This is a genomic window from Streptomyces sp. LaBMicrA B280 (genome assembly GCF_049222185.1).
GTDB lineage: Bacteria > Actinomycetota > Actinomycetes > Streptomycetales > Streptomycetaceae > Streptomyces > Streptomyces murinus.
Genome location: NZ_JBMJCT010000015.1, coordinates 63,031 through 81,660 on the forward strand (window position 1 = coordinate 63,031; position 18,630 = coordinate 81,660).

The 18,630-nt window shown below is 73.6% G+C and carries 13 protein-coding genes and 2 pseudogenes; 9 read left to right on the forward strand and 6 right to left on the reverse strand.

Annotated elements, in window-relative coordinates:
* The first annotated feature begins 206 nt into the window (after positions 1–206).
* On the forward strand, positions 207–1,439 hold the full coding sequence (gene cobA / locus ACLF5H_RS15490) for a uroporphyrinogen-III C-methyltransferase (protein WP_421676663.1): 1,233 nt from the start codon (positions 207–209) through the stop codon (positions 1,437–1,439).
* 89 nt (positions 1,440–1,528) lie between these two features.
* Entirely contained in the window at positions 1,529–2,347 is an 819-nt protein-coding gene (locus tag ACLF5H_RS15495; RefSeq protein WP_421676664.1) for a TrmH family RNA methyltransferase, read from the forward strand.
* Here the strand turns inward: ACLF5H_RS15495 and ACLF5H_RS15500 are convergent.
* A pseudogene (locus tag ACLF5H_RS15500) lies at positions 2,314–3,641 on the reverse strand (serine/threonine-protein kinase). The gene ACLF5H_RS15495 and the pseudogene ACLF5H_RS15500 overlap by 34 nt on opposite strands.
* Before the next feature lie 631 nt (positions 3,642–4,272).
* Between ACLF5H_RS15500 and ACLF5H_RS15505 the strand changes: the two are divergent.
* Together ACLF5H_RS15505 and ACLF5H_RS15510 are read left to right on the forward strand one after the other, a co-directional pair.
* Complete coding sequence (locus ACLF5H_RS15505) at positions 4,273–4,449, forward strand: hypothetical protein (protein WP_421676665.1); 177 nt, start codon at positions 4,273–4,275, stop codon at positions 4,447–4,449.
* Between the two features lie 729 nt (positions 4,450–5,178).
* Positions 5,179–6,633, forward strand: a pseudogene (locus ACLF5H_RS15510) (PQQ-binding-like beta-propeller repeat protein); the annotation flags it as partial.
* A gap of 6 nt (positions 6,634–6,639) precedes the next feature.
* On the opposite strand, the gene ACLF5H_RS15515 reads toward ACLF5H_RS15510, so the two are convergent.
* From ACLF5H_RS15515 to ACLF5H_RS15525, 3 genes are read right to left on the reverse strand one after another with little or no spacing between them, the layout of a single operon-like run.
* Positions 6,640–7,413, reverse strand: coding sequence for an enoyl-CoA hydratase/isomerase family protein (locus ACLF5H_RS15515; RefSeq protein WP_421676666.1), 774 nt, complete (start codon positions 7,411–7,413; stop codon positions 6,640–6,642).
* Entirely contained in the window at positions 7,410–7,817 is a 408-nt protein-coding gene (locus ACLF5H_RS15520) for a Zn-ribbon domain-containing OB-fold protein (RefSeq protein WP_421676756.1), read from the reverse strand. Before ACLF5H_RS15520 ends, ACLF5H_RS15515 begins: the two co-directional genes overlap by 4 nt.
* 7 nt (positions 7,818–7,824) lie before the next feature.
* Positions 7,825–8,979 (reverse strand): lipid-transfer protein, encoded by a 1,155-nt coding sequence (locus tag ACLF5H_RS15525; protein WP_421676667.1) that lies wholly within the window; start codon positions 8,977–8,979, stop codon positions 7,825–7,827.
* A 113-nt stretch (positions 8,980–9,092) separates the two neighbouring features.
* Here ACLF5H_RS15525 and ACLF5H_RS15530 point away from each other — a divergent pair, with 113 nt between their 5' ends.
* Positions 9,093–10,697, forward strand: coding sequence for a FadD3 family acyl-CoA ligase (locus ACLF5H_RS15530; protein ID WP_421676668.1), 1,605 nt, complete (start codon positions 9,093–9,095; stop codon positions 10,695–10,697).
* 227 nt (positions 10,698–10,924) lie between these two features.
* On the opposite strand, the gene ACLF5H_RS15535 is transcribed toward ACLF5H_RS15530, so the two are convergent.
* Complete coding sequence (locus ACLF5H_RS15535; protein ID WP_199378253.1) at positions 10,925–11,131, reverse strand: hypothetical protein; 207 nt, start codon at positions 11,129–11,131, stop codon at positions 10,925–10,927.
* A 205-nt stretch (positions 11,132–11,336) separates the two neighbouring features.
* Entirely contained in the window at positions 11,337–14,300 is a 2,964-nt protein-coding gene (locus ACLF5H_RS15540; RefSeq protein WP_421676669.1) for an AfsR/SARP family transcriptional regulator, read from the reverse strand.
* Between the two features lie 188 nt (positions 14,301–14,488).
* On the opposite strand from ACLF5H_RS15540, the gene ACLF5H_RS15545 reads away from it, so the two are divergent.
* The 4 genes from ACLF5H_RS15545 (at position 14,489) to ACLF5H_RS15560 (ending at position 18,630) form a co-directional block, all read left to right on the forward strand.
* Positions 14,489–15,724, forward strand: a complete 1,236-nt coding sequence (locus ACLF5H_RS15545; protein WP_421676670.1) for an amidohydrolase family protein — start codon at positions 14,489–14,491, stop codon at positions 15,722–15,724.
* The gene (locus ACLF5H_RS15550; protein WP_421676671.1) at positions 15,706–16,647 is read left to right on the forward strand and encodes a TIGR03619 family F420-dependent LLM class oxidoreductase; all 942 of its coding nucleotides are present in this window, start codon (positions 15,706–15,708) and stop codon (positions 16,645–16,647) included. The genes ACLF5H_RS15545 and ACLF5H_RS15550 overlap by 19 nt, the downstream gene beginning before the upstream one ends.
* An 11-nt stretch (positions 16,648–16,658) precedes the next feature.
* Positions 16,659–17,426, forward strand: a complete 768-nt coding sequence (locus tag ACLF5H_RS15555; protein WP_421676672.1) for an SDR family NAD(P)-dependent oxidoreductase — start codon at positions 16,659–16,661, stop codon at positions 17,424–17,426.
* 85 nt (positions 17,427–17,511) lie between these two features.
* Complete coding sequence (locus tag ACLF5H_RS15560; RefSeq protein ID WP_421676673.1) at positions 17,512–18,630, forward strand: LLM class flavin-dependent oxidoreductase; 1,119 nt, start codon at positions 17,512–17,514, stop codon at positions 18,628–18,630.

Sequence of the window (18,630 nt, forward strand, 5' to 3'; positions counted from 1 at the left end):
GGGGGGGGGGGGGGGGTGGGGGGGGGGGGGGGGGGGGGGGGGGGGGGGGGGTGGTGGGGTGGGGGGGGGGGGGGGGGGGGGGGGGGGTTTTTTCCCCCCCCCCCCCCCCCCCCCACCTGCCCAGCCCCCGGACACCCGTCCCGTCACCGCCCTCCGTCACCGTAAAATCCGCACGTCAGGGCCATCACAACGCCCCCGGAGGAGCCATGGCCGAACACCCCGCCTACCCCGTAGGTCTGCGCCTCTCCGGCCGCCGTGTGGTCGTCCTCGGCGCCGGACAGGTCGCCCAGCGCCGGCTGCCCGCCCTGATCGCGGCCGGCGCGGACATCGTCGTCGTCTCCCCGGAGGCGACCCCCTCCGTCGAGGCGATGGCGGACACCGGCGAGATCACCTGGCACCGGCGGCGCTACGAGGACGGCGACCTCGCCGACGCCTGGTACGCGCTCATCGCCACCAGCGACCCCGACGCCAACACCGCCGCCTCCGCCGAGGCCGAGCGGCACCGCGTCTGGTGCGTCCGCTCCGACGACGCCGACCGGGCCACCGCCTGGACCCCCGCCACCGGCACCAGCGAGGGCGTCACCGTCGCCGTCCTCACCACGGACGCCCGCGGCCGCGACCCCCGGCACACCGCCGCCATCCGCGACGCGGTCGTCGAGGGCCTGCGCGACGGCACCCTCGTCGCCCCCCACCACCGCACCCGCGCCCCCGGCGTCGCGCTCGTCGGCGGCGGTCCCGGCGACCCCGACCTGATCACGGTCCGCGGCCGTCGGCTGCTCGCCGAGGCGGACGTCGTCATCGCCGACCGGCTCGGCCCCCGCGACCTGCTCGCCGAACTCCCGCCGCACGTCGAGGTGATCGACGCGGCGAAGATCCCGTACGGCCGTTACATGGCCCAGGAGGCCATCAACAACGCGCTGATCGAGCACGCCAAGCAGGGCAGGTCCGTCGTCCGGCTCAAGGGCGGCGACCCCTTCGTCTTCGGGCGGGGCATGGAGGAGGTCCAGGCGCTCGCCGAGGCCGGCATCCCCTGCACCGTCGTCCCGGGCATCTCCAGCTCCATCTCGGTGCCCGGCGCGGCCGGCATCCCGGTCACCCACCGGGGCGTCGCCCATGAGTTCACGGTCGTCAGCGGCCATGTCGCCCCCGACGACGCGCGTTCGCTGGTCGACTGGCCCTCGCTCGCGGCGCTCACCGGCACCCTGGTGATCCTGATGGGCGTCGACAAGATCGGGAAGATCGCCGAGACGCTCATCGCCCACGGCAAGTCCCCCAAGACCCCGGTCGCCCTGGTGCAGGAGGGGACGACGGCCGCGCAACGCCGGGTCGACGCCACCCTCGCCACGGTCGCCGAGACCGTCCGCGCCGAGGACGTGAGGCCCCCGGCGGTCATCGTCATCGGCGAGGTCGTGACCGAGGGCCCCGAGCGGGCCGTCTGACCGAATACCCCCTTGATCACGCGTAACCTCGGGTAACGCACCTCTACCCAGCCGTTGGCACCACACCCAGGACAAGGCAGTATCACCCTGTGGCCGATCTCATCACCGTCGAGGACCCGGACGACCCGCGCCTCTCGGACTACACGGACCTGACCGACGTCGAGCTGCGCCGCAAGCGCGAGCCCGCCGAGGGTCTGTTCATCGCCGAGGGGGAGAAAGTCATCCGCCGGGCCAAGGAAGCCGGCTACGAGATGCGCTCCATGCTGCTCTCGGCCAAGTGGATCGACGTCATGCACGACGTCATCGACGAACTCCCCGCCCCCGTCTACGCCGTGAGCCCCGAACTCGCCGAGCGGGTCACCGGCTACCACGTGCACCGCGGCGCCCTCGCCTCCATGCAGCGCAAGCCGCTGCCCACCGCCGCCGAACTGCTCGGCTCCGCCCGCCGCGTGGTGGTCATGGAGTCGGTCAACGACCACACCAACATCGGCGCCATCTTCCGCTCCGCGGCCGCCCTCGGCATGGACGCCGTGCTGCTCTCGCCCGACTGCGCCGACCCGCTGTACCGGCGCAGCGTCAAGGTGTCGATGGGCGCGGTGTTCTCGGTGCCCTACGCCCGCCTGGAGAACTGGCCGAAGGGCCTGGAGCAGGTCCGCGAGGCCGGCTTCACCCTGCTCGCCCTCACCCCGGACGAGAAGGCCCGCAGCCTGGACGAGGCCGCCCCGCACACCATGGACAGGGTCGCGCTGATGCTGGGCGCCGAGGGCGGCGGCCTGTCCACGCAGGCCCTGGTCGCCGCCGACGAATGGGTCCGTATCCCGATGTCCCACGGCGTCGACTCGCTCAACGTGGGCGCGGCGGCCGCGGTCGCCTTCTACGCGGTGGCGACGGGACGACCCCGGTCCTGAACGGGAGCCTCCCCCACCCGGGAGGACCCGTACGGGCCGTCGTACGACCGCTCGTCCCCGGCCGACGGCGCGCGGTCGGCCGGCGGCTGCCGCGACTGCGACACGCCCCTCCCGGCACTCCCGTCGTACGCGCCCCCGAACCCGTCGCCAAGGCCCCGGGCCGGGCCCTGGCAGCCCTGGGCCAGGGCGATACCGAGGGCCACCAGCAGGGTCACCACGAAGAACACGGTCAGGCGCTGACGCAGCAGCCGGGGGTTGGCGGGGCGCAGCCCGGTCTTCGTGGCGCGCGGCGCCGGACGCCGGGCACCGCCGCGGGCGCCGGGCCGGCGATCTCGCGCGGCAACGGTGTGCCGGGGGCCTGGCGGCGCGCGGCACGCTGGGGTTCGGGGTAGGTGTCGACGAGCCGCCCGGTGGGCCGGTCCGCCTCCGCGGCGCGCGGGGAGGGCGGCCGTACCTCGGTCAGGCCCTGGGCCTCGCGGGCCGCGATCTCCTTGAGCCGCAGCGACAGTTGCAGCGTGCTCGGCCGGTCCTCGGGGTTCTTGGCGAGACAGGCCCGGATCAGCGGGGCGAGCGCGTCCGGCACGCCGTGCAGATGCGGCTCCTCGTGCACCACCCGGTACAGCATCACCTCCGAACTGCCGTGTCCGAAGGGGGAGTCGCCGGTCGAGGCGTAGGCGAGGGTGGCGCCCAGCGAGAAGACGTCGGTGGCCGGGGTGACGGCCGCGCCGCGCACCTGCTCGGGCGCGAGGAAGCCGGGAGAGCCCACGGCGGTGCCCACATGGGTGAGGGTGGAGGCGCCGGTGGACCAGGCGATGCCGAAGTCGATGATCCGCGGCCCCTTGGGGGACAGCAGGATGTTGGAGGGCTTCAGGTCCCGGTGGACCACCCCCGCCTCGTGCACCGCGACCAGGCCCTCGGACAGCGCCGCGCCGATCGCCGCCGCGTCGGCCGCGAAGAGCGCGCCCTCGTCGGCGACCCGGTCGTGCAGCGAGGGTCCGGGGACGTACTGGGTGGCGAACCAGGGGCGGTCGGCCTCCAGGTCGGCGGCCACCAGCCGGGCCGTGCAACCGCCCCGGATCCGGCGGGCCGCGGAGACCTCGCGCGCGAAACGCGAGCGGAACTCCTGGTCCTCGGCGAGATCGGGCCGGATCACCTTCAGCGCGACCCGCTGGCCCTTCTTGTCGGAGCCGAGGTAGACCACGCCCATCCCGCCCGCGCCGAGCCGTCGGTGAAGCCTGAACGAGCCGACGACGCGCGGGTCCTCGCGCCTCAGGCGCATCATCGCCATGTTCATCCCCGCTGCCCGGTCCCTCTGACGTGGCACAGCTTACGTTTCCCGGGCCGCCCGCGCGCAGAGGCCGCGCCCTCTCGGCGCGACGGATTGTGCGCGCCACGCCGGTGAGCTGAGATGCGGTCAGGACGGCGGTCCCCGGCGCCTTCTTGACCGACCGTCACCGTCAACCAGGCTTGACCAAGGGGACGTTGACCCCGTCGCGACCAGCGGCCACCTCCCTCTCCGCCCTTCCCGCGACCCACCGGGGACGCCCCGTCCCACCCGCCGCCGACCGGCGCCCGAGCCGCGCACGGCAGCCGGCCCATGACCGTCCCGAGTGATCGAAGTCACGCGCTCCGGGGCCGCCGCCCGCATCCGACATGCCCGACACGGGGGGCGACCCCTCAGGGATGACCCCGAGACCGGGGACCGGCTCTCCACCCTGGGGAGTAGACCGCGGCCGGGGGCTCATCCTCCGGGAGGCCCGCCAATCGGTACGAGGGCATGACGCCCGGTTCCGGCCCCGCGCCTAGATTTGAGGTCAAGCGGCGGGTGCAGCGCTCGTCCCCCGAGGTCGGACATCCGCCGCTGTGCAGACAGGCTGTGCGGACCGCAGCCGTAGCGACAACACGAGACGGTCAGGAGAGGGACCATGGCCCACCCGGCACCGCGACGCTCCACGTTCGCACCCCGCCGCGCGGGTCGCCGCCACCCCTTGGTGGCGACGCTCATGGCCCTTCCCCTGGCGGCCCTGCTCCTGCTCGTCTTCGACGGCTGGGAGACGGTGGCCACACAGGCGTCGTCCGTGGGTGCGATGCTGGGGCGCTGAGCGGCGACCCCAGGCCCGAAAGAGCGGTTCGGGCGGGGACATCCATCCATGAAACCCCGTGGGGACGGGGGTGCGGCGGACGGCACATATGCCGGCGCAGCTGGGGAGCTGCGCCGGCATCGCCGTTTTCCGGGCGCGGTGCGGCGCGGTTCGCCGCCGGGTGCGGGTCCGTGGTGGCCGCTCGCGCGGTTCCCCCTCAGGGCGCCTCCGCACCGGAACCGGCCCCCCTCACCCCACCGTCGTACCTCTGACTTACCCCCTGACCAGCCGAGTGACTTACCCCCTGACCACCCGAGGCCCCGTGACCATCCTCCCCGCGCTCACGGCACACATCCGCGCCGCAGGCACCCCCGCCGCCCCCACCACCCTCGCCGACCGCCCCGACGCCACCGTCCTGCGCCTCGGGGACACCGTCGTCAAGGCGCACGCCCCCGGCACCGACCCCGCCCGGCTGACCCGGCGCCTGGAGACGGCCGCCCGGCTCCCCGGTGTTCTGCTGCCCCCACTCGCCCCCACCGCGGAAGAACTGCACGACCGCCTGATCACCTCCTGGCCGTACGGCACCCCCGTGGACCCCGACACCCCCGCCGCCGCACCCTGGGAAGCCGTGGCCACGCTCCTCGCCCGGCTGCACAACAGCGCCCCCGACTTCGGCGCCCGCTCCGTCCTCGACCGCTTCCAGCAGGTCGAACCCGTCGTCCTGTTCACCGTCGACGGCTACCGCTACGGCGGCAAGGAGCACGACCGCCGCGAGACCGTCGTCCGATCTCCACCGCGGGTCCGGCCGTCCCGCCGCCCCCGGCGTACGACCCGCCCCTCCCGTCGGCCTCCTTCGCGGCCCCGGCCGCCGCCCCCGACACCGGCCCGGTCCGGCTGGCCGGTGCCCCGGTCCCGATCGGTCCGGGACCGCGGGTCGCCGACGCCCGCGCCGCCGCCGTCAAGGCGCCCCCGCCGGAGGCCGGACTGGTCGCCAACTGGTCCCGGCCGCGCCCCGGAGTGGCCGGTGCCGACCCCGCCGTGCCCGCCGCCCCGCCCGGCCCCCCGGAGCAGACGAGCGGCTGGCGCCCCTGGCGTTTCCGCATGTCGAACGACGTCTGGGGCACCCCCTCCGTCGACGGCGACCTCGTCTACGTCACCTCCTTCGAGGTGCACGCCCTCGATGTGGGCACCGGCCGGCGCCGCTTCAAGACGCGGGACGTGGCCTGGTCCATGGCGGTCGCGGACGGCCGGGTGCACGCCTCCGACGGCCCCACCCTGTTCGCCCTGGACGCCCGCGAGGGCACCGATCTGTGGCGGCTGTCCACGGACGCCTGGGTGTACTCCCTCAAGGCCGACCACGGCACCGTCGTCACCGGCACCCGGGGCGGCGGCGTCCAGGCCTGGGAGGCGTCGAACGGGCAGCGGCTGTGGGAGATCAGCGGCTGCCAGACCGACTTCGAGACCCCCGAGGCGGGCCCGCTCGTCCATGACGGCACGGTCTACGTCTGGCAGGACGCCCGGCTGCGCGCGCTGGACGCCCGCACCGGCGAGGAGCGCTGGGCGTACCCGATCGGCGACGCGGCCTCCTGCGGCGGTGTCCCGGTCCGGATCACCCCGGCGCCCGACGGCTATGTGTACCTCTCCGCCGGCAGCCGGGTCCTCGCCGTCGAGGCGGTCAGCGGCATGGTGCGGTGGCACTTCGAGGCGCCCGCGGTCTTCCTGAGCCCGCCCGCCTTCGCGCCCGGTCCCGCGGTCACCGGCGGCGGTGTCTACCTCGCCGACTACCTCGGCACGGTCTACGCCCTCGACGCCACCGACGGCCGCGACCGCTGGCGCATCGCCACCGAGGCCCGCTCCTCCGTCGAGCCGGTCCTGGTGGCCGCCGGACACGTCCATGTCGGCAGCGGCAAGGGCCTGTACACCCTGGACGCGGTCACCGGCACCCCCAAGTGGCGCTTCCAGGCGGGCGGGGACGTGGTGGGCGCCCCGGTGGTCGCGGAGGGCCGGATCCACTTCGGCTCCACCGACCATCTGCTCTACACCCTCAAGGCCGACGACGGCCGGCTCCGCTGGAAGCTGGCCACCGGCGGCGAGATCACCGGTTCCCCGGTGGTCAGGGACGGCGTGGTGTACGCGTGCAGCAAGGACCGCTGTGTGTACGCGCTGGACGCGGAGAAGGGCACGGGGACGGCTCGTACGGCCTGACGCGCTTCACCGCACCCGGGACTCCCGCCGCCGGGCCGCGAACAGCTCCGCCTGCCGGTCGGGCGGGAGGTTGCCGAGGGCGATGAGGTGCGGGGCCTGGGCGAACGCCTGCGCGCGGGCGGCCTCGCGCGCCGCCCACAGGGCCCGCACGGTGCCCTGCACCCCCGTCGGCGGATACCCGGCGACCACCTCGGCGCAGCGCACGGCGGCCGCCAACGGGTCGCCGTCCGCCGCGAGTTCGGACACCAGCCCGATCGCGTGCGCCCGCTCGGCGGAGATCCGCTCGGCCGTGCCCATGAGCATCATCCGGGCCACCTCCCCGTACGGCATCCGCTCGGCCATGAGCACGGACTCGTACGCGCTGACCATGCCGTACGTGGTGTGCGGATCGAAGAACTCCGCGGTGCGGTCCGCGACCACGAACTCGCACTCGCCCAGCAGATAGAAGGCCCCGCCGCACACCATCCCGCGCACCGCCGCGACGACCGGCTTCCACAGCCCGTTCGCCTTCGGCCCGACGCCCAGCAGCGGATCGTCCTGCGCGTACGGCGACGACGGCTGCGGTACGACGGTGTCCCGGTCGATCCCCGTGCAGAACGCCCGCTCCCCGGCCCCGGTGAGCACGACGGCCCGCACGGCGTCGTCGAACCGCAACCTGCCCCACACCTCCCGGAGTTGCCGGACCGTCTCCAGGTCGATGGCGTTGAGCCGCTCGGGCCGGTCCAGGGTGACGACGGCGACCCCGGTGCCCTCGTCGGCCGCCAGGCGCACGGTGTTCACGCGAGCACCCACTGCGGCAGCCCCTCGTGGAAGACCGCCCGCACCCGGGCGCCGATCCGGACGCGCCCCGGATCGAGGGAGCCGAGCGGTGCCCCCGCCCCGGTGACCAGATTGCCGACCAGCCGGATCCGGGGGGCGTCCGCCAGCTCCACCACGACCACGTTGTACGGCGCCTGTTCCGCGTAGCCGGGCAGCAGCGGCGGGTGCGGGACGACGTACGACCACACGCGTCCGCGCCCCGACATCAGCCGCCACTCGCTCGCGAACGAGTGGCAGACCGGGCAGCAGGGCCGGGGCGGGAAGCGGGGCTCGCCGCACTCCCCGCAGCTCTGTACACGCAGTTCGCCGCGGGCCGCGTACTCCCAGAAGGGCGCGCCGTCGGCGTCGGTGACCGGTTTCAGCAGCATGGGCTCAACTCCTCAGCAGCAGCGCGGAGGTGGGGACGCTCTCGCCCGCCGTGACCAGGCAGGTGGCGGCGCCGGGGACCTGCGCGGTGCTGGTGCCGCGCAGCTGCTTCACCCCTTCGGTGATGAGGTTGAAGCCATGCACATAGCCCTCGGAGAGCCCGCCGCCCCCGGTGTTGAGGGGCAGCCGCCCGCCGATCTCCAGGGCGCCCTGCTCGGTGAAGGCGCCGCCCTCGCCGCGTCCGCAGAAGCCGTAGCCCTCCAGGGAGAGCGGGACGAGGATGCTGAACCCGTCGTAGATCTGGGCCACGTCCACGTCGTCCGGGGTGAGGTCGGCGTGCTTCCACAGATGGCGGGCGGTGGTCCAGGAGGGGCCGGTGAGCGGGTCGTCGTTCCAGTAGTTGACCATGCCGTGGTGCTGGGCGGGCAGGCCCTGGGCGGCGGCGTGGACGTACACGGGTCTGCGGCGGCAGTCCCGGGCCCGCTCCCGCCCGACGACGACGCACGCCAACGCCCCGTCCGTCTCAAGGCAGTTGTCGAAGAGGCAGAGGGGCTCGCTGATCCAGCGGGAGGTCATGTACATCTCGCGGGTGAGCGGGCGGTCGTACATCACGGCGGCCGGGTTCTGGTTGGCCCGGTTGCGGCAGGCGAGGGCGACGTTGAAGAGGTGGTCGCGGGTGGCGCCGTACTCGTGCATGTACCGGCGCGCCAGCATGGCCGTCTCGTCCGCGGGCCGCAGCAGCCCGAAGGGCCGGGTCCACTGGGCGGGGGTGGGCAGCTGGCCGGTGGCGCCGGTCCACGGCCGGGGCCCGCTGCCGCGCTTGCGGGAGCGCCAGGCGACGCCCACGCCGGCCTGACCGGTGGCGACGGCGGCGGCGAGGTGGGCGACGGTGGCGCAGGAACCGCCGCCTCCGTACCCCACCTTGCCGAAGTAGGTGAGGTCCCCGAACCCCACCGCCTTCGCCAGCTCCACCTCGTCCGTCTCCTCCATCGTGTACGAGGCCACGGCGTCGACCTCGCCGGGCGCGATCCCGGCGTCGTCCAGCGCGGCGAGCACGGCCCGGCAGGCGAGCGTCCGCTCGTCCTCCGGAAGGTGTCTGGCGAACGCGGTCTGCCCGATCCCGACGATGGCCGTGGCGTCCTTGAGTCCCGTCCCCGCCATGGCGTGGGCCCCCTTCCCGTAGCTGACAGTCCGTCAGATTACAGCTAACCTGACGATGAGTCAGCTGCGGGGACTCGGCAGCTACGGGTTCCGTGCGATCGGGGAGGCCGATCATGGGCGAGTGGCACACCATCCCGGCCCTGGTGCGGTGGTCGGCCGCGCGGTACGCCTCTCAGGAGGCGGTGGTGGAGGGCCGTACCCGCATCACCTACGCCGAGTTGGGCGCCCGGGTCGAGCGCGCGGCGGCCGCCTGTCTGGCGAGCGGGGTGGCGCCGGGCGACCGGGTGGCCGTGTGGGCCCCCAACTCCCTCGACTGGATCGTCGCGGCCCTGGGCGCGGTGTCGGCGGGCGGGATCCTGGTGCCGCTGAACACCCGCTTCAAGGGCGCCGAGGCGGTGGACGTGCTGCGCGGGAGCCGGGCGCGGCTGCTGTTCGTGACCGGGCCGTTCCTCGGCACGTCGTACGTGGCGGCGCTGCGCCGCGCGGCGGGTTCCGGCGCCGGGTCCGGTCCGCTGCCGGGGGTGCCGTCGCTGCGGGAGGTGGTGGTGCTGTCGGGTGAGGCGCCACCGGAGTTCCGGACGTGGCGCGCGTTCCTGGCCGCGGGCCGGGGGGTGTCGCGGGCCGAAGTCGCTGCCAGGGAGGCCGCGTTGTCCGGGGACTCGGTGTCGGACATCGTCTTCACCTCGGGCACGACGGGCCGTCCCAAGGGCGCGGTGATCACGCACGGCCAGACGCTGCGGGCGTACGAGACATGGGCGGATCTGGCGGGGCTGCGGCCGGCGGACCGCTACCTGATCATCAACCCCTTCTTCCACACGTTCGGTTACAAGGCCGGGGTGCTCGCGTGTCTGATGCGCGGGGCGACGATGATCCCGCAGCCGGTGTTCGACGTGGACACCACGCTGGCCCATATGACGGCCGAACGCGTCTCCGTCCTCCCCGGCCCCCCGACCCTGCACCAGTCCCTCCTGGACCACCCCGCCCTCGCCGCGCACGACCTGTCCGCCCTGCGGCTGGTGGTGACCGGCGCGGCGATGATCCCGCTGAGCCTGGTGGAGCGCCTGCGCACGGAGCTGGGCGTCGGCACGGTCCTCACCGCCTACGGCCTCTCGGAGGCGACCGGGGTGGTCACGATGTGCCGGCGAGGCGACGAGCCCTCGGTGATCGCGGCGACGTCGGGGCGGGCCATCCCCGGGGTGGAGGTGCGGGTGGTGTCACCGGCCGGTGCGGCGGTCCCCGCGGGAACGCCGGGCGAGATCTGGGTGCGGGGCTTCAACGTCATGCGCGGCTACGACGCCGACGGTCCGGCCACGGCGGAGGCGATCACGCCGGAGGGCTGGCTGCGCACGGGCGACATCGGGGTGCTGGACGCGGCGGGCAACCTGCGGGTGACGGACCGCCTGAAGGACATGTTCACCGTCGGCGGCTTCAACGCCTACCCCGCCGAGATAGAACGCCTGCTCTCCGGCCACCCCGAGGTCGCCGACGCCGCCGTGGTGGGCATCCCGCACCCCCGCCTCGGCGAAGTCCCCAAGGCCTACGTCGTCCGCCACCCCGCCTCCCGCCTCACCGCCACCGCCCTGATCACCTGGTCCCGCCACGCGATGGCGAACTACAAGGTGCCCAGGGAGGTCGAGTTCGTCCCGGAGCTGCCGAGGAACGCGAGCGGGAAGGTGGTGAAGGGGGTGCTGCGGGGGCGGGGGGAGGCGTCCGGGTGAGCCGAGGGGCGGGCGTACCGGCCGGGTACGTCCCGGGTACGTCCCGCCCCCGGACACACGTCGGCCGCGGCGGCTCCCCCTCCGCGCCGCCGCGGCCGATCCCCCGTTGCGGCCCCCTTGGACCGTTTCCCTGAACCGGCCCCCGTCGGGCCGTCCCCCCGTTACGGTCCCCCGGACCCATCCCCCGTTGCGGCTCCCCCGAGCCGCCCCCCGTCGGGGGAGAGTGCTTACGCCTTCTCGGAACCGGCGTGGTTCTCCGCCGGCTTCACGATGTCCTCGGCCACGAGACCCGCGTGGTTCTCGAGCGGCTTGATGGTTTCGTTGCCCGTCACGGCGCCGGCGTGGTTCTCCAGCGGCTTGACGGTGGCGCCGGAGTCCGGGCTGCCGGCGTGGTTCTCCATGGTGCTGATCTTCTTCTTCGCGGTCTCGCTCATCGTCGGCAACTTCCTGTCGGCGTCCTGAAAGGGCGATTGAACCGTCCGGCGACTCCCCCGGGTGCCGCCGGACGGATTTGGAGGCCGTCACCCTAACGGTGAGACCAAGCGCCGGTTCGTCTGGCCCCCCGCCGCGACGAACCGGCACTCATGAGGATGGAGTGCGGCGATAAACAAACAATGAACGCCGGACCGGTGCCGCCGATCAGGCCGCCGCGGCGGGGCGGAGGAAAGCCCGCACCTGCTCGGCCTCGGCCGCGCCCGACCGCTCGTGCTCGGCGAGCGCCTCCTGCCAGCACGCGCGGGCCCGGTCCGTCTGGCCGAGGCGGCTGAGTGTCTGCCCCAGCGTCGTCAGCACGTTGGCCCGCATCCAATCACCTCCGATGACGCGAAGCGCAAGAGCTTGCTCGGCGTGGCGCGCCGCCAGCGCGTACTGACCGCAGGCGAAGTGGGCTTCTGCGATACGGAAGTTGGCCGTTCCCTCCCACAGGCGCTGCCTGTTCTCCTGGAACAGCCGCAGCGCCTCGTGCAGTTGGTCCAGTGCCTCGCCGCCCCGGTCCGCGGCGTTCAACGCGATGCCCAGGGCGAGCCGCGCGTTGGCCACCCGCAGCGTCATGCCGAGCTGGTCGTAGACGGCCAGGCCCTGCCGTGCCAGCTCGACCGCGCTCTCCAGCCGCCCGAGCTTGACGTGGATCCGCGAGAGGTTGCACAGGGCGCTCGCCTCACCCGGGAGGTTGCCATCGGCGCGGTAGTTGGCGATCGCCTCCCGCAGATGCCGGGCTCCGTCGTCGTTGCGGCCCTGGTAGAGGGCGATGATGCCGCGGTCGTTGGGAACCCAGCAGCACGGTGCGAGATCGTTCGCCGCCTGGGCCAGCTGGATGGCCAGCCGGGCCTCTTCATCGGCCTGGTTGAACCGGTCGGACACCAGCAGCGCGTTGGTCAGAGCGGTGCGCGCACGGCCCTCGGCCCGCTGGTCGCCCGCGTCACGCGCCATGTCCCGCACGGCGATGGCGGTCGTCTCGTACTGGTAGGCGTTGGCACCCGACTCGGCCAGGTCCTTGGCCACCCACAGCAGATCGACGGACCGTCTGAGCATGCCCTGGCCGGCGCTCTGCCGGACACACGCCAGCAGGCAGTCCCCCTCGGCGTGCAGCCAGTCGATGGCGCCCTTGGAGTCGCCGAAGGACAGCCCTGGATGCTGCGTCGCCTCCAGATGATCCACCAGCCGGTCCCCCGGCCGCTCGATCGCGTACACCCCCGCCGCCGTCGCCAGATAGAAGTCCAGCAACCTCGACATCGCCGCCCCCCGCTCGCTCGGCGGCTGTTCGTCGCGCTCCGCGCAGGCGCGGGCGTAGAGGCGGACCAGGTCGTGGAAGCGGTAGCGGCCGGGGGCGGCGGACTCCAGGAGGGAGGTGTCGACGAGGGACTCGAGGAGGTCTTCGGTGGACTCCGGGGGCAGATCGAGGACCGCGGCGGCGGCGGCCACGGAGATGTCCGGGCCGTCGGCGAGGCCGAGGAGGCGGAAGGCGCGGGCCTGGACGCGGTCCAGCTGGCCGTAGCCGAGTTCGAAGGTCGCCTTCACCGCGAGGTCCCCGGCCTGGAGTTCGTCCAGGCGGCGCCGCTCGTCGGCCAGCTTCGCGGCGAGCACCGAGACCGTCCAGGTGCGCCGCGCCGCGAGCCGGGACGCGGCGATGCGGATGGCGAGGGGCAGGAAGCCGCACGCGGCGACGACATCGAGCGCGGCGTCCCGCTCCGGGCCCACCCGCTCCGCGCCGACGATCCGAGTGAACAGGGCCAGCGCCTCGTCGGGGGACATGACATCGAGGTCCACCAGATGCGCCCCGGCCAGCCCCACCATCCGCACCCGGGAGGTGACCAGCGCCGCGCACCCCTCCGTGCCCGGCAGCAGCGGCCGTACCTGCGCCGCGTCCTTCGCGTTGTCCAGCAGGACGAGGACCCGGCGGCCGTCGAGGACGGAGCGGTACAGCGCCGCCCGCTCCTCCAGGGAGTCCGGGATCGCCGAGTCCGCGGTGCCGAGGGCGCGCAGGAAGGAGCCCAGGACCGTCTCCGGCTCGGCGGGGCGGGGTCCCGCGCCCTGGAGGTCGACGTAGAGCTGGCCGTCCGGGAAGGAGGCACGGGCCCGGTGCGCCACATGCACCGCGAGCGTCGTCTTGCCGACGCCCCCGATCCCCGCCATCGCGGAGACCGCCATCACGCTGCCCTCCGTCTCCACGGCCGACGCCAGCACCGCGCTGAGCTCGTCCACGAAGGCGGAGCGGCCCGTGAAGTCCGGTACGGACGCGGGCAGCTGGGCCGGACGCACCGGCGCCGCGGGCGGCTCCGCGACCGGCGCGGAGGGCTCCGCGAGGGCCGGATCGGCCCGCAGGATGCGCTGCTGGAGCTCGCGCAGCCCGGAGCGCGGGTCGACGCCCAGCTCCTCGGCGAGCAGCCGCCGCGTGTCGGCGTACACGGCCAGCGCCTCCGCCTGCCGCCCGCTGCGGTACAGCGCCAGCATCAGCAGCTCGCGCAGCCGCTCCCGCAGCGGATGCGCGGCGGTGAGCGCCGTCAGCTCGGACACCGCCTCCGCGTGGCAGCCCTGCTCCAGGTCCATGTCCAGGCGGGACTCCAGCAGGCCGAGCCGCCATTCCTCCAGGCGCACCCGCTGCGTCTCCGCGTAGGGTCCGGGCACCCCGGCCAGGGGCTCGCCGTCCCACAGGTCCAGCGCCTCGTTGAGCAGCGACCGGGCCCGGGTCAGATCCCCGGCGCCGCGCGCCTTCTCCGCCTCCGCGCCGAGGTCCTGCGCCCGCGCGAGGTCCAGCGCGCCCTCGCCGAGCCCGCGCACCGCGTACCCGCCGGACTCGCTCACCAGCACACCGGGGTCCAGGGCCTTGCGCAGCCGGGACGCGTACGTGCGGACGGCCGCCAGCGCCTGCGACGGCGGTTCGGGTCCCCACAGCGCGTCGATCAGCTCCGCCGCCGTGGCCGTACGGCCCTCGCGCAGCAGCAGGGCGGCCAGCAGGGCCCGCTGCTGGGGGGAGCCCGTGCTCAGGGCTTCCTCGCCGCGCCAGGCCCGCACCGGACCGAGCACGCCGAACCTCAGCGCCTCCGGCTCCGCGCTTCTCGCGGAGCCGGGACGCCGCTGCTCAGGCACTCGCGGCCGACCGTCCATGCGTTCGCCCCCTAGGCATCACAGACAACCCCGTCAGTTTGCCTTGTTCCGGGTGGTTGCGTCAGCCGTGCGAGACGCCGATCACAGACCGCCGGGCGGCAGTCCACAAACCCCACACACGCTCTTCGCACATACCGGGGCCCCCACAACAGCTGACGGTCCGTCAGATCGGCGCTACCGTGGGCGCCATGGACACCCACGCGAGCACGTTTCCGCTGATCATCTCCGTGGACGACCACACCGTGGAACCCGCGGGCGTCTGGCAGGACCGGCTGCCCGCGCGCCACCGGGACACCGCGCCCCGCATCGTGCGCGCCCCGCTCAAGGAGATGACCTTTCTCGGCGGCCGCTTCCGGCCGGTCATGGGCGAGCCCGGCGACGCGGGCCCGCTCGGCGACTGGTGGGTCTACGGGGACCTGCGCCGCCCCCTCACCCGCCTCGACACCGCCGTCGGCGTCGACCGCGACGAGGTGCGGCTGGAGGTCATCACCTACGAGCAGATGCGCCCCGGCTCCTACGACGTCCCCGCGCGCCTCGCCGACATGGACGTCAACCATGTGCAGTCCGCGCTGTGTTTCCCGACCTTCCCCCGTTTCTGCGGCCAGACCTTCACCGAGGCGCGCGATCGCGAGCTGGCCCTGCTCTGTGTGCGCGCCTACAACGACTGGATGGTGGAGGAGTGGTGCGGCCCCGCCGCGCACGGCCGGTTGATACCGCTCACCCTCATCCCCCTGTGGGACCCGGAGTTGGCGGCGGCCGAGGTGCGGCGGAACGCGGCGCGCGGGGTGCGGGCCGTCGCGTTCTCCGAGATCCCCCCGCACCTCGGCCTGCCCTCCGTGCACACCGACGCCTGGGACCCCTTCCTCGCCGCCTGCGACGAGACCGGCACGGTCGTGGCCATGCACATCGGCTCCAGCAGCCGGATGCCCTCCACCTCCGCCGACGCCCCGCCCGCCGTCGGCTCCGTCATCACCTTCGCCAACTGCTGCTTCTCCATGGTCGACTGGCTGATGAGCGGCAAGTTCGAGCGCTTCCCGAACCTCAGAGTGATGTACGCCGAGGGCCAGATCGGCTGGATCCCGTACATCCTGGAGCGCGCCGACGTGGTGTGGGAGGAGAACCGCGGCTGGGGCGGGGTCGCCGACAAGGTCACCCGGCCGCCGTCCGAGCTGTTCGCCGAGCATGTGTACGGCTGCTTCTTCGACGACGCCTTCGGCCTGCGCAACCTCGACTCCATCGGCCTCGGCAACGTCCTGTACGAGACCGACTACCCGCACTCCGACTCCACCTGGCCCAAGTCCCGCGAGGTCGGCGAGGCCCAGATGGGGCATCTCCCGGCGGGCGTGGTGGAACGGATCGTGCGGGGCAACGCGATCGAGCTGCTTGGGCTGACCTCGGACGGCCTGTGGCGGGGGCCCGCGTGAGCCTCGCCTACGGCATCCAGCTGCCGGTGCAGTCGCAGAGCACCCTGTACGCCGAGGCGTGGGAGGCCGGTGCCGGGCCCGCCGATCTGGTGGCGGTCGCCCGTGCCGCCGACCGGGCCGGCTTCGGCTATCTGGCCTGCTGCGACCATGTGGCCGTACCGCGCCGCCTCGCCCCGGCCATGGGCACGGTCTGGTACGACCCCGTCGCCACCCTCGCCCATCTCGCCGCCGTCACCGAACGCGTCCGGCTGCTCAGCCATGTCGCCGTGGTGGGCCTGCGCCACCCGCTGCTCACCGCCAAGCAGTACGCCACCCTCGACCAGCTCTCCGGCGGCCGGCTGATCCTCGGGGTCGGCGCCGGACACGTGCGGGAGGAATTCGACGCACTCGGCGCCGAGTTCGAGCGACGGGGCGCGGTCCTGGACGAGACGATCGACGCGCTGCGGGCCGCGCTCGGGCCCGCGGAGTTCCCCGAACACCACGGGAAGCGGTACGACTTCGCCGACCTCGGCCAGCGCCCCCGCCCGGCCCAGCGGCACGTCCCCCTCTGGGTCGGCGGCTCGTCCCCCGCCGCCGTGCGCCGGGCCGCGCTGAAGGCCGACGGCTGGCTGCCGCAGGGGGACCCGCGCGCACGGTTGCCAGGGCAGCTCGCCCGGATCCGAAGGCTGCGTGAAGAGGCGGCCCTGGAAGGCGAGTTCACCGTCGGCGCGATCACCGAGGCGCTGTACGTGGGCGATCCGGGCCGGGACGTCGGACCGCACACCCTCACCGGGACGCCCGAGGAGATCGCCGGGTCGCTGCGGGCGTACCCGGCGATGGGCGTGGACCAGATCCAGGTGCGGTTCCGCAGCCGGAGCCGGGCCGAACTCATCGACCAGATCGGCGCGTTCGGGGCCACCGTCGCGCCGCTGCTCACCGACTGACGAGGAGCGTCATGGGCGAACTGGACGGGCGGGTCGTCGTCATCACCGGCGCGGCGCGCGGGCAGGGCGAGCAGGAGGCGCGGCTCTTCCGGGCGGAGGGCGCGCGGGTCGTCGTCGCGGATGTGCTGGACGACCAGGGGCAGGCGCTGGCCGAGGAGATCGGGGCGCGCTACGTCCACCTGGACGTCGGCTCCGAGGACGGCTGGCGGGCGGCCGTCGCGGCGGCCAAGGAGGCGTACGGGCGGATCGACGGGCTGGTCAACAACGCGGGCATCCTGCGCTTCAACGCCCTCGTGGACACCCCGCTGGACGAGTTCATGCGGGTGGTCCAGGTCAACCAGGTCGGCTGCTTCCTCGGCATCAAGACGGTGGCGCCGGAGCTGCCGGAGGGCGGCACGATCGTCAACACCGCCTCCTACACGGCGCTGACCGGCATGCCGGCCGTGGGCACGTACGCGGCGACCAAGCACGCCGTCCTGGGACTGACCCGGGTGGCCGCGCTGGAGCTGGCCGCCCGGCGGATACGGGTCAACGCGATCTGCCCCGGCGCCATCGACACCCCCATGTCCAACCCGGCCCGCCTGGACCCGGACGCCGACCCGGAGGAGCTGAACCGGGCGCTGGACGAGCTGTACCGCAAGCTGGTGCCGCTCGGCCGGGTGGGCCGCCCCGAGGAGGTGGCCCGGCTCGCGCTCTTCCTCACCTCGGACGACTCCTCGTACATCACCGGACAGCCCTTCGTGATCGACGGGGGCTGGCTGGCGGGCGTCGGCTATTGACGGTCGCGGTGGCCGGTGCGACAGTCGGCCTCAATCTGACGGAGTGTCAGTTCCTATCTCTCAACCTCTGGGACGGTGAACCGCCGTGGAATTCGGGCTCTTTGTACAGGGATACGTCGGCAAGCGCGCCGAGACCGACCCGCTCGCCGAGCACAAGGCGCTGATGGAGGAGACCGAGTACGTCATCCAGGCGGACCGGTCCGGCTTCAAGTACGCGTGGGCCTCCGAGCACCACTTCCTGGAGGAGTACTCCCACCTGTCCGCCAACGACGTGTTCCTGGGCTACCTGGCACACGCCACCGACCGCATCCACCTCGGCTCCGGGATCTTCAACCCGCTTGCCCCCGTCAACCACCCGGTGAAGGTCGCCGAGAAGGTCGCCATGCTCGACCATCTCACCGAAGGCCGCTTCGAGTTCGGCAGCGGGCGGGGCGCCGGCAGCCACGAGATCCTCGGCTTCCTGCCCGGCATCACCGACATGAACCACACCAAGGAGATCTGGGAGGAGACGATCGCCGAGTTCCCGAAGATGTGGCTCCAGGACGAGTACGAGGGCTTCCAGGGCAAGCACTGGCAGCTCCCGCCGCGCAAGGTCCTGCCGAAGCCGTACGGGAGGTCGCACCCGGCGATGTGGTACGCGGCGGGGTCCCCGGCGTCGTACGCCATGGCCGCGAAGAAGGGGCTCGGCGTGCTCGGCTTCAGCATCCAGAAGGTCGCCGACATGGAGTGGGTGCTGGAGCAGTACAAGACGGCGGTCGTGGACGCCGAGCCGGTGGGGGAGTTCGTCAACGACAACGTGATGGTGACGACCACGGCGATCTGCGCGCCGACCCACGCGGAGGCGATCGAGATCGCGGTGAACGGCGGGCTGCACTATCTGCCCTCGCTGGTCTTCCGCTACCACGACACGTTCCCGCGGCCCGAGGGCTTCCCGGTGTGGCCCGAGACGCTGCCGCCGTACACCCCGGAGTTCGTGGAGCTGCTGATCGAGGAGGAGCTGCTGATCTGCGGCGACCCCGCGGAGGTACGACGGCAGTGCGAGCGGTGGGAGGAGGCGGGCGCGGACCAGCTCAGCTTCGGGCTGCCGGTGGGGGTGCCGAAGGAGGAGACGCTCCAGACGATCAGGCTGATCGGGGAGCACGTGATCCCAAAGATCGACACGGACCCGGTGCACCGGACGTCGCGGTTCCGCCAGGCGGTCTGA

Excerpts from the sequence above, each read along its gene's own strand:
- ACLF5H_RS15540 (WP_421676669.1), bottom strand. The coding sequence starts at position 14,300 with ATGGACGGTCGGCCGCGAGTGCCTGAGCAGCGGCGTCCCGGCTCCGCG.
- cobA (WP_421676663.1), top strand. The coding sequence starts at position 207 with ATGGCCGAACACCCCGCCTACCCCGTAGGTCTGCGCCTCTCCGGCCGC.
- ACLF5H_RS15535 (WP_199378253.1), bottom strand. The coding sequence starts at position 11,131 with ATGAGCGAGACCGCGAAGAAGAAGATCAGCACCATGGAGAACCACGCC.
- ACLF5H_RS15525 (WP_421676667.1), bottom strand. The coding sequence starts at position 8,979 with ATGGCGGGGACGGGACTCAAGGACGCCACGGCCATCGTCGGGATCGGG.
- ACLF5H_RS15505 (WP_421676665.1), top strand. The coding sequence starts at position 4,273 with ATGGCCCACCCGGCACCGCGACGCTCCACGTTCGCACCCCGCCGCGCG.
- ACLF5H_RS15545 (WP_421676670.1), top strand. The coding sequence starts at position 14,489 with ATGGACACCCACGCGAGCACGTTTCCGCTGATCATCTCCGTGGACGAC.
- ACLF5H_RS15555 (WP_421676672.1), top strand. The coding sequence starts at position 16,659 with ATGGGCGAACTGGACGGGCGGGTCGTCGTCATCACCGGCGCGGCGCGC.
- ACLF5H_RS15530 (WP_421676668.1), top strand. The coding sequence starts at position 9,093 with ATGGGCGAGTGGCACACCATCCCGGCCCTGGTGCGGTGGTCGGCCGCG.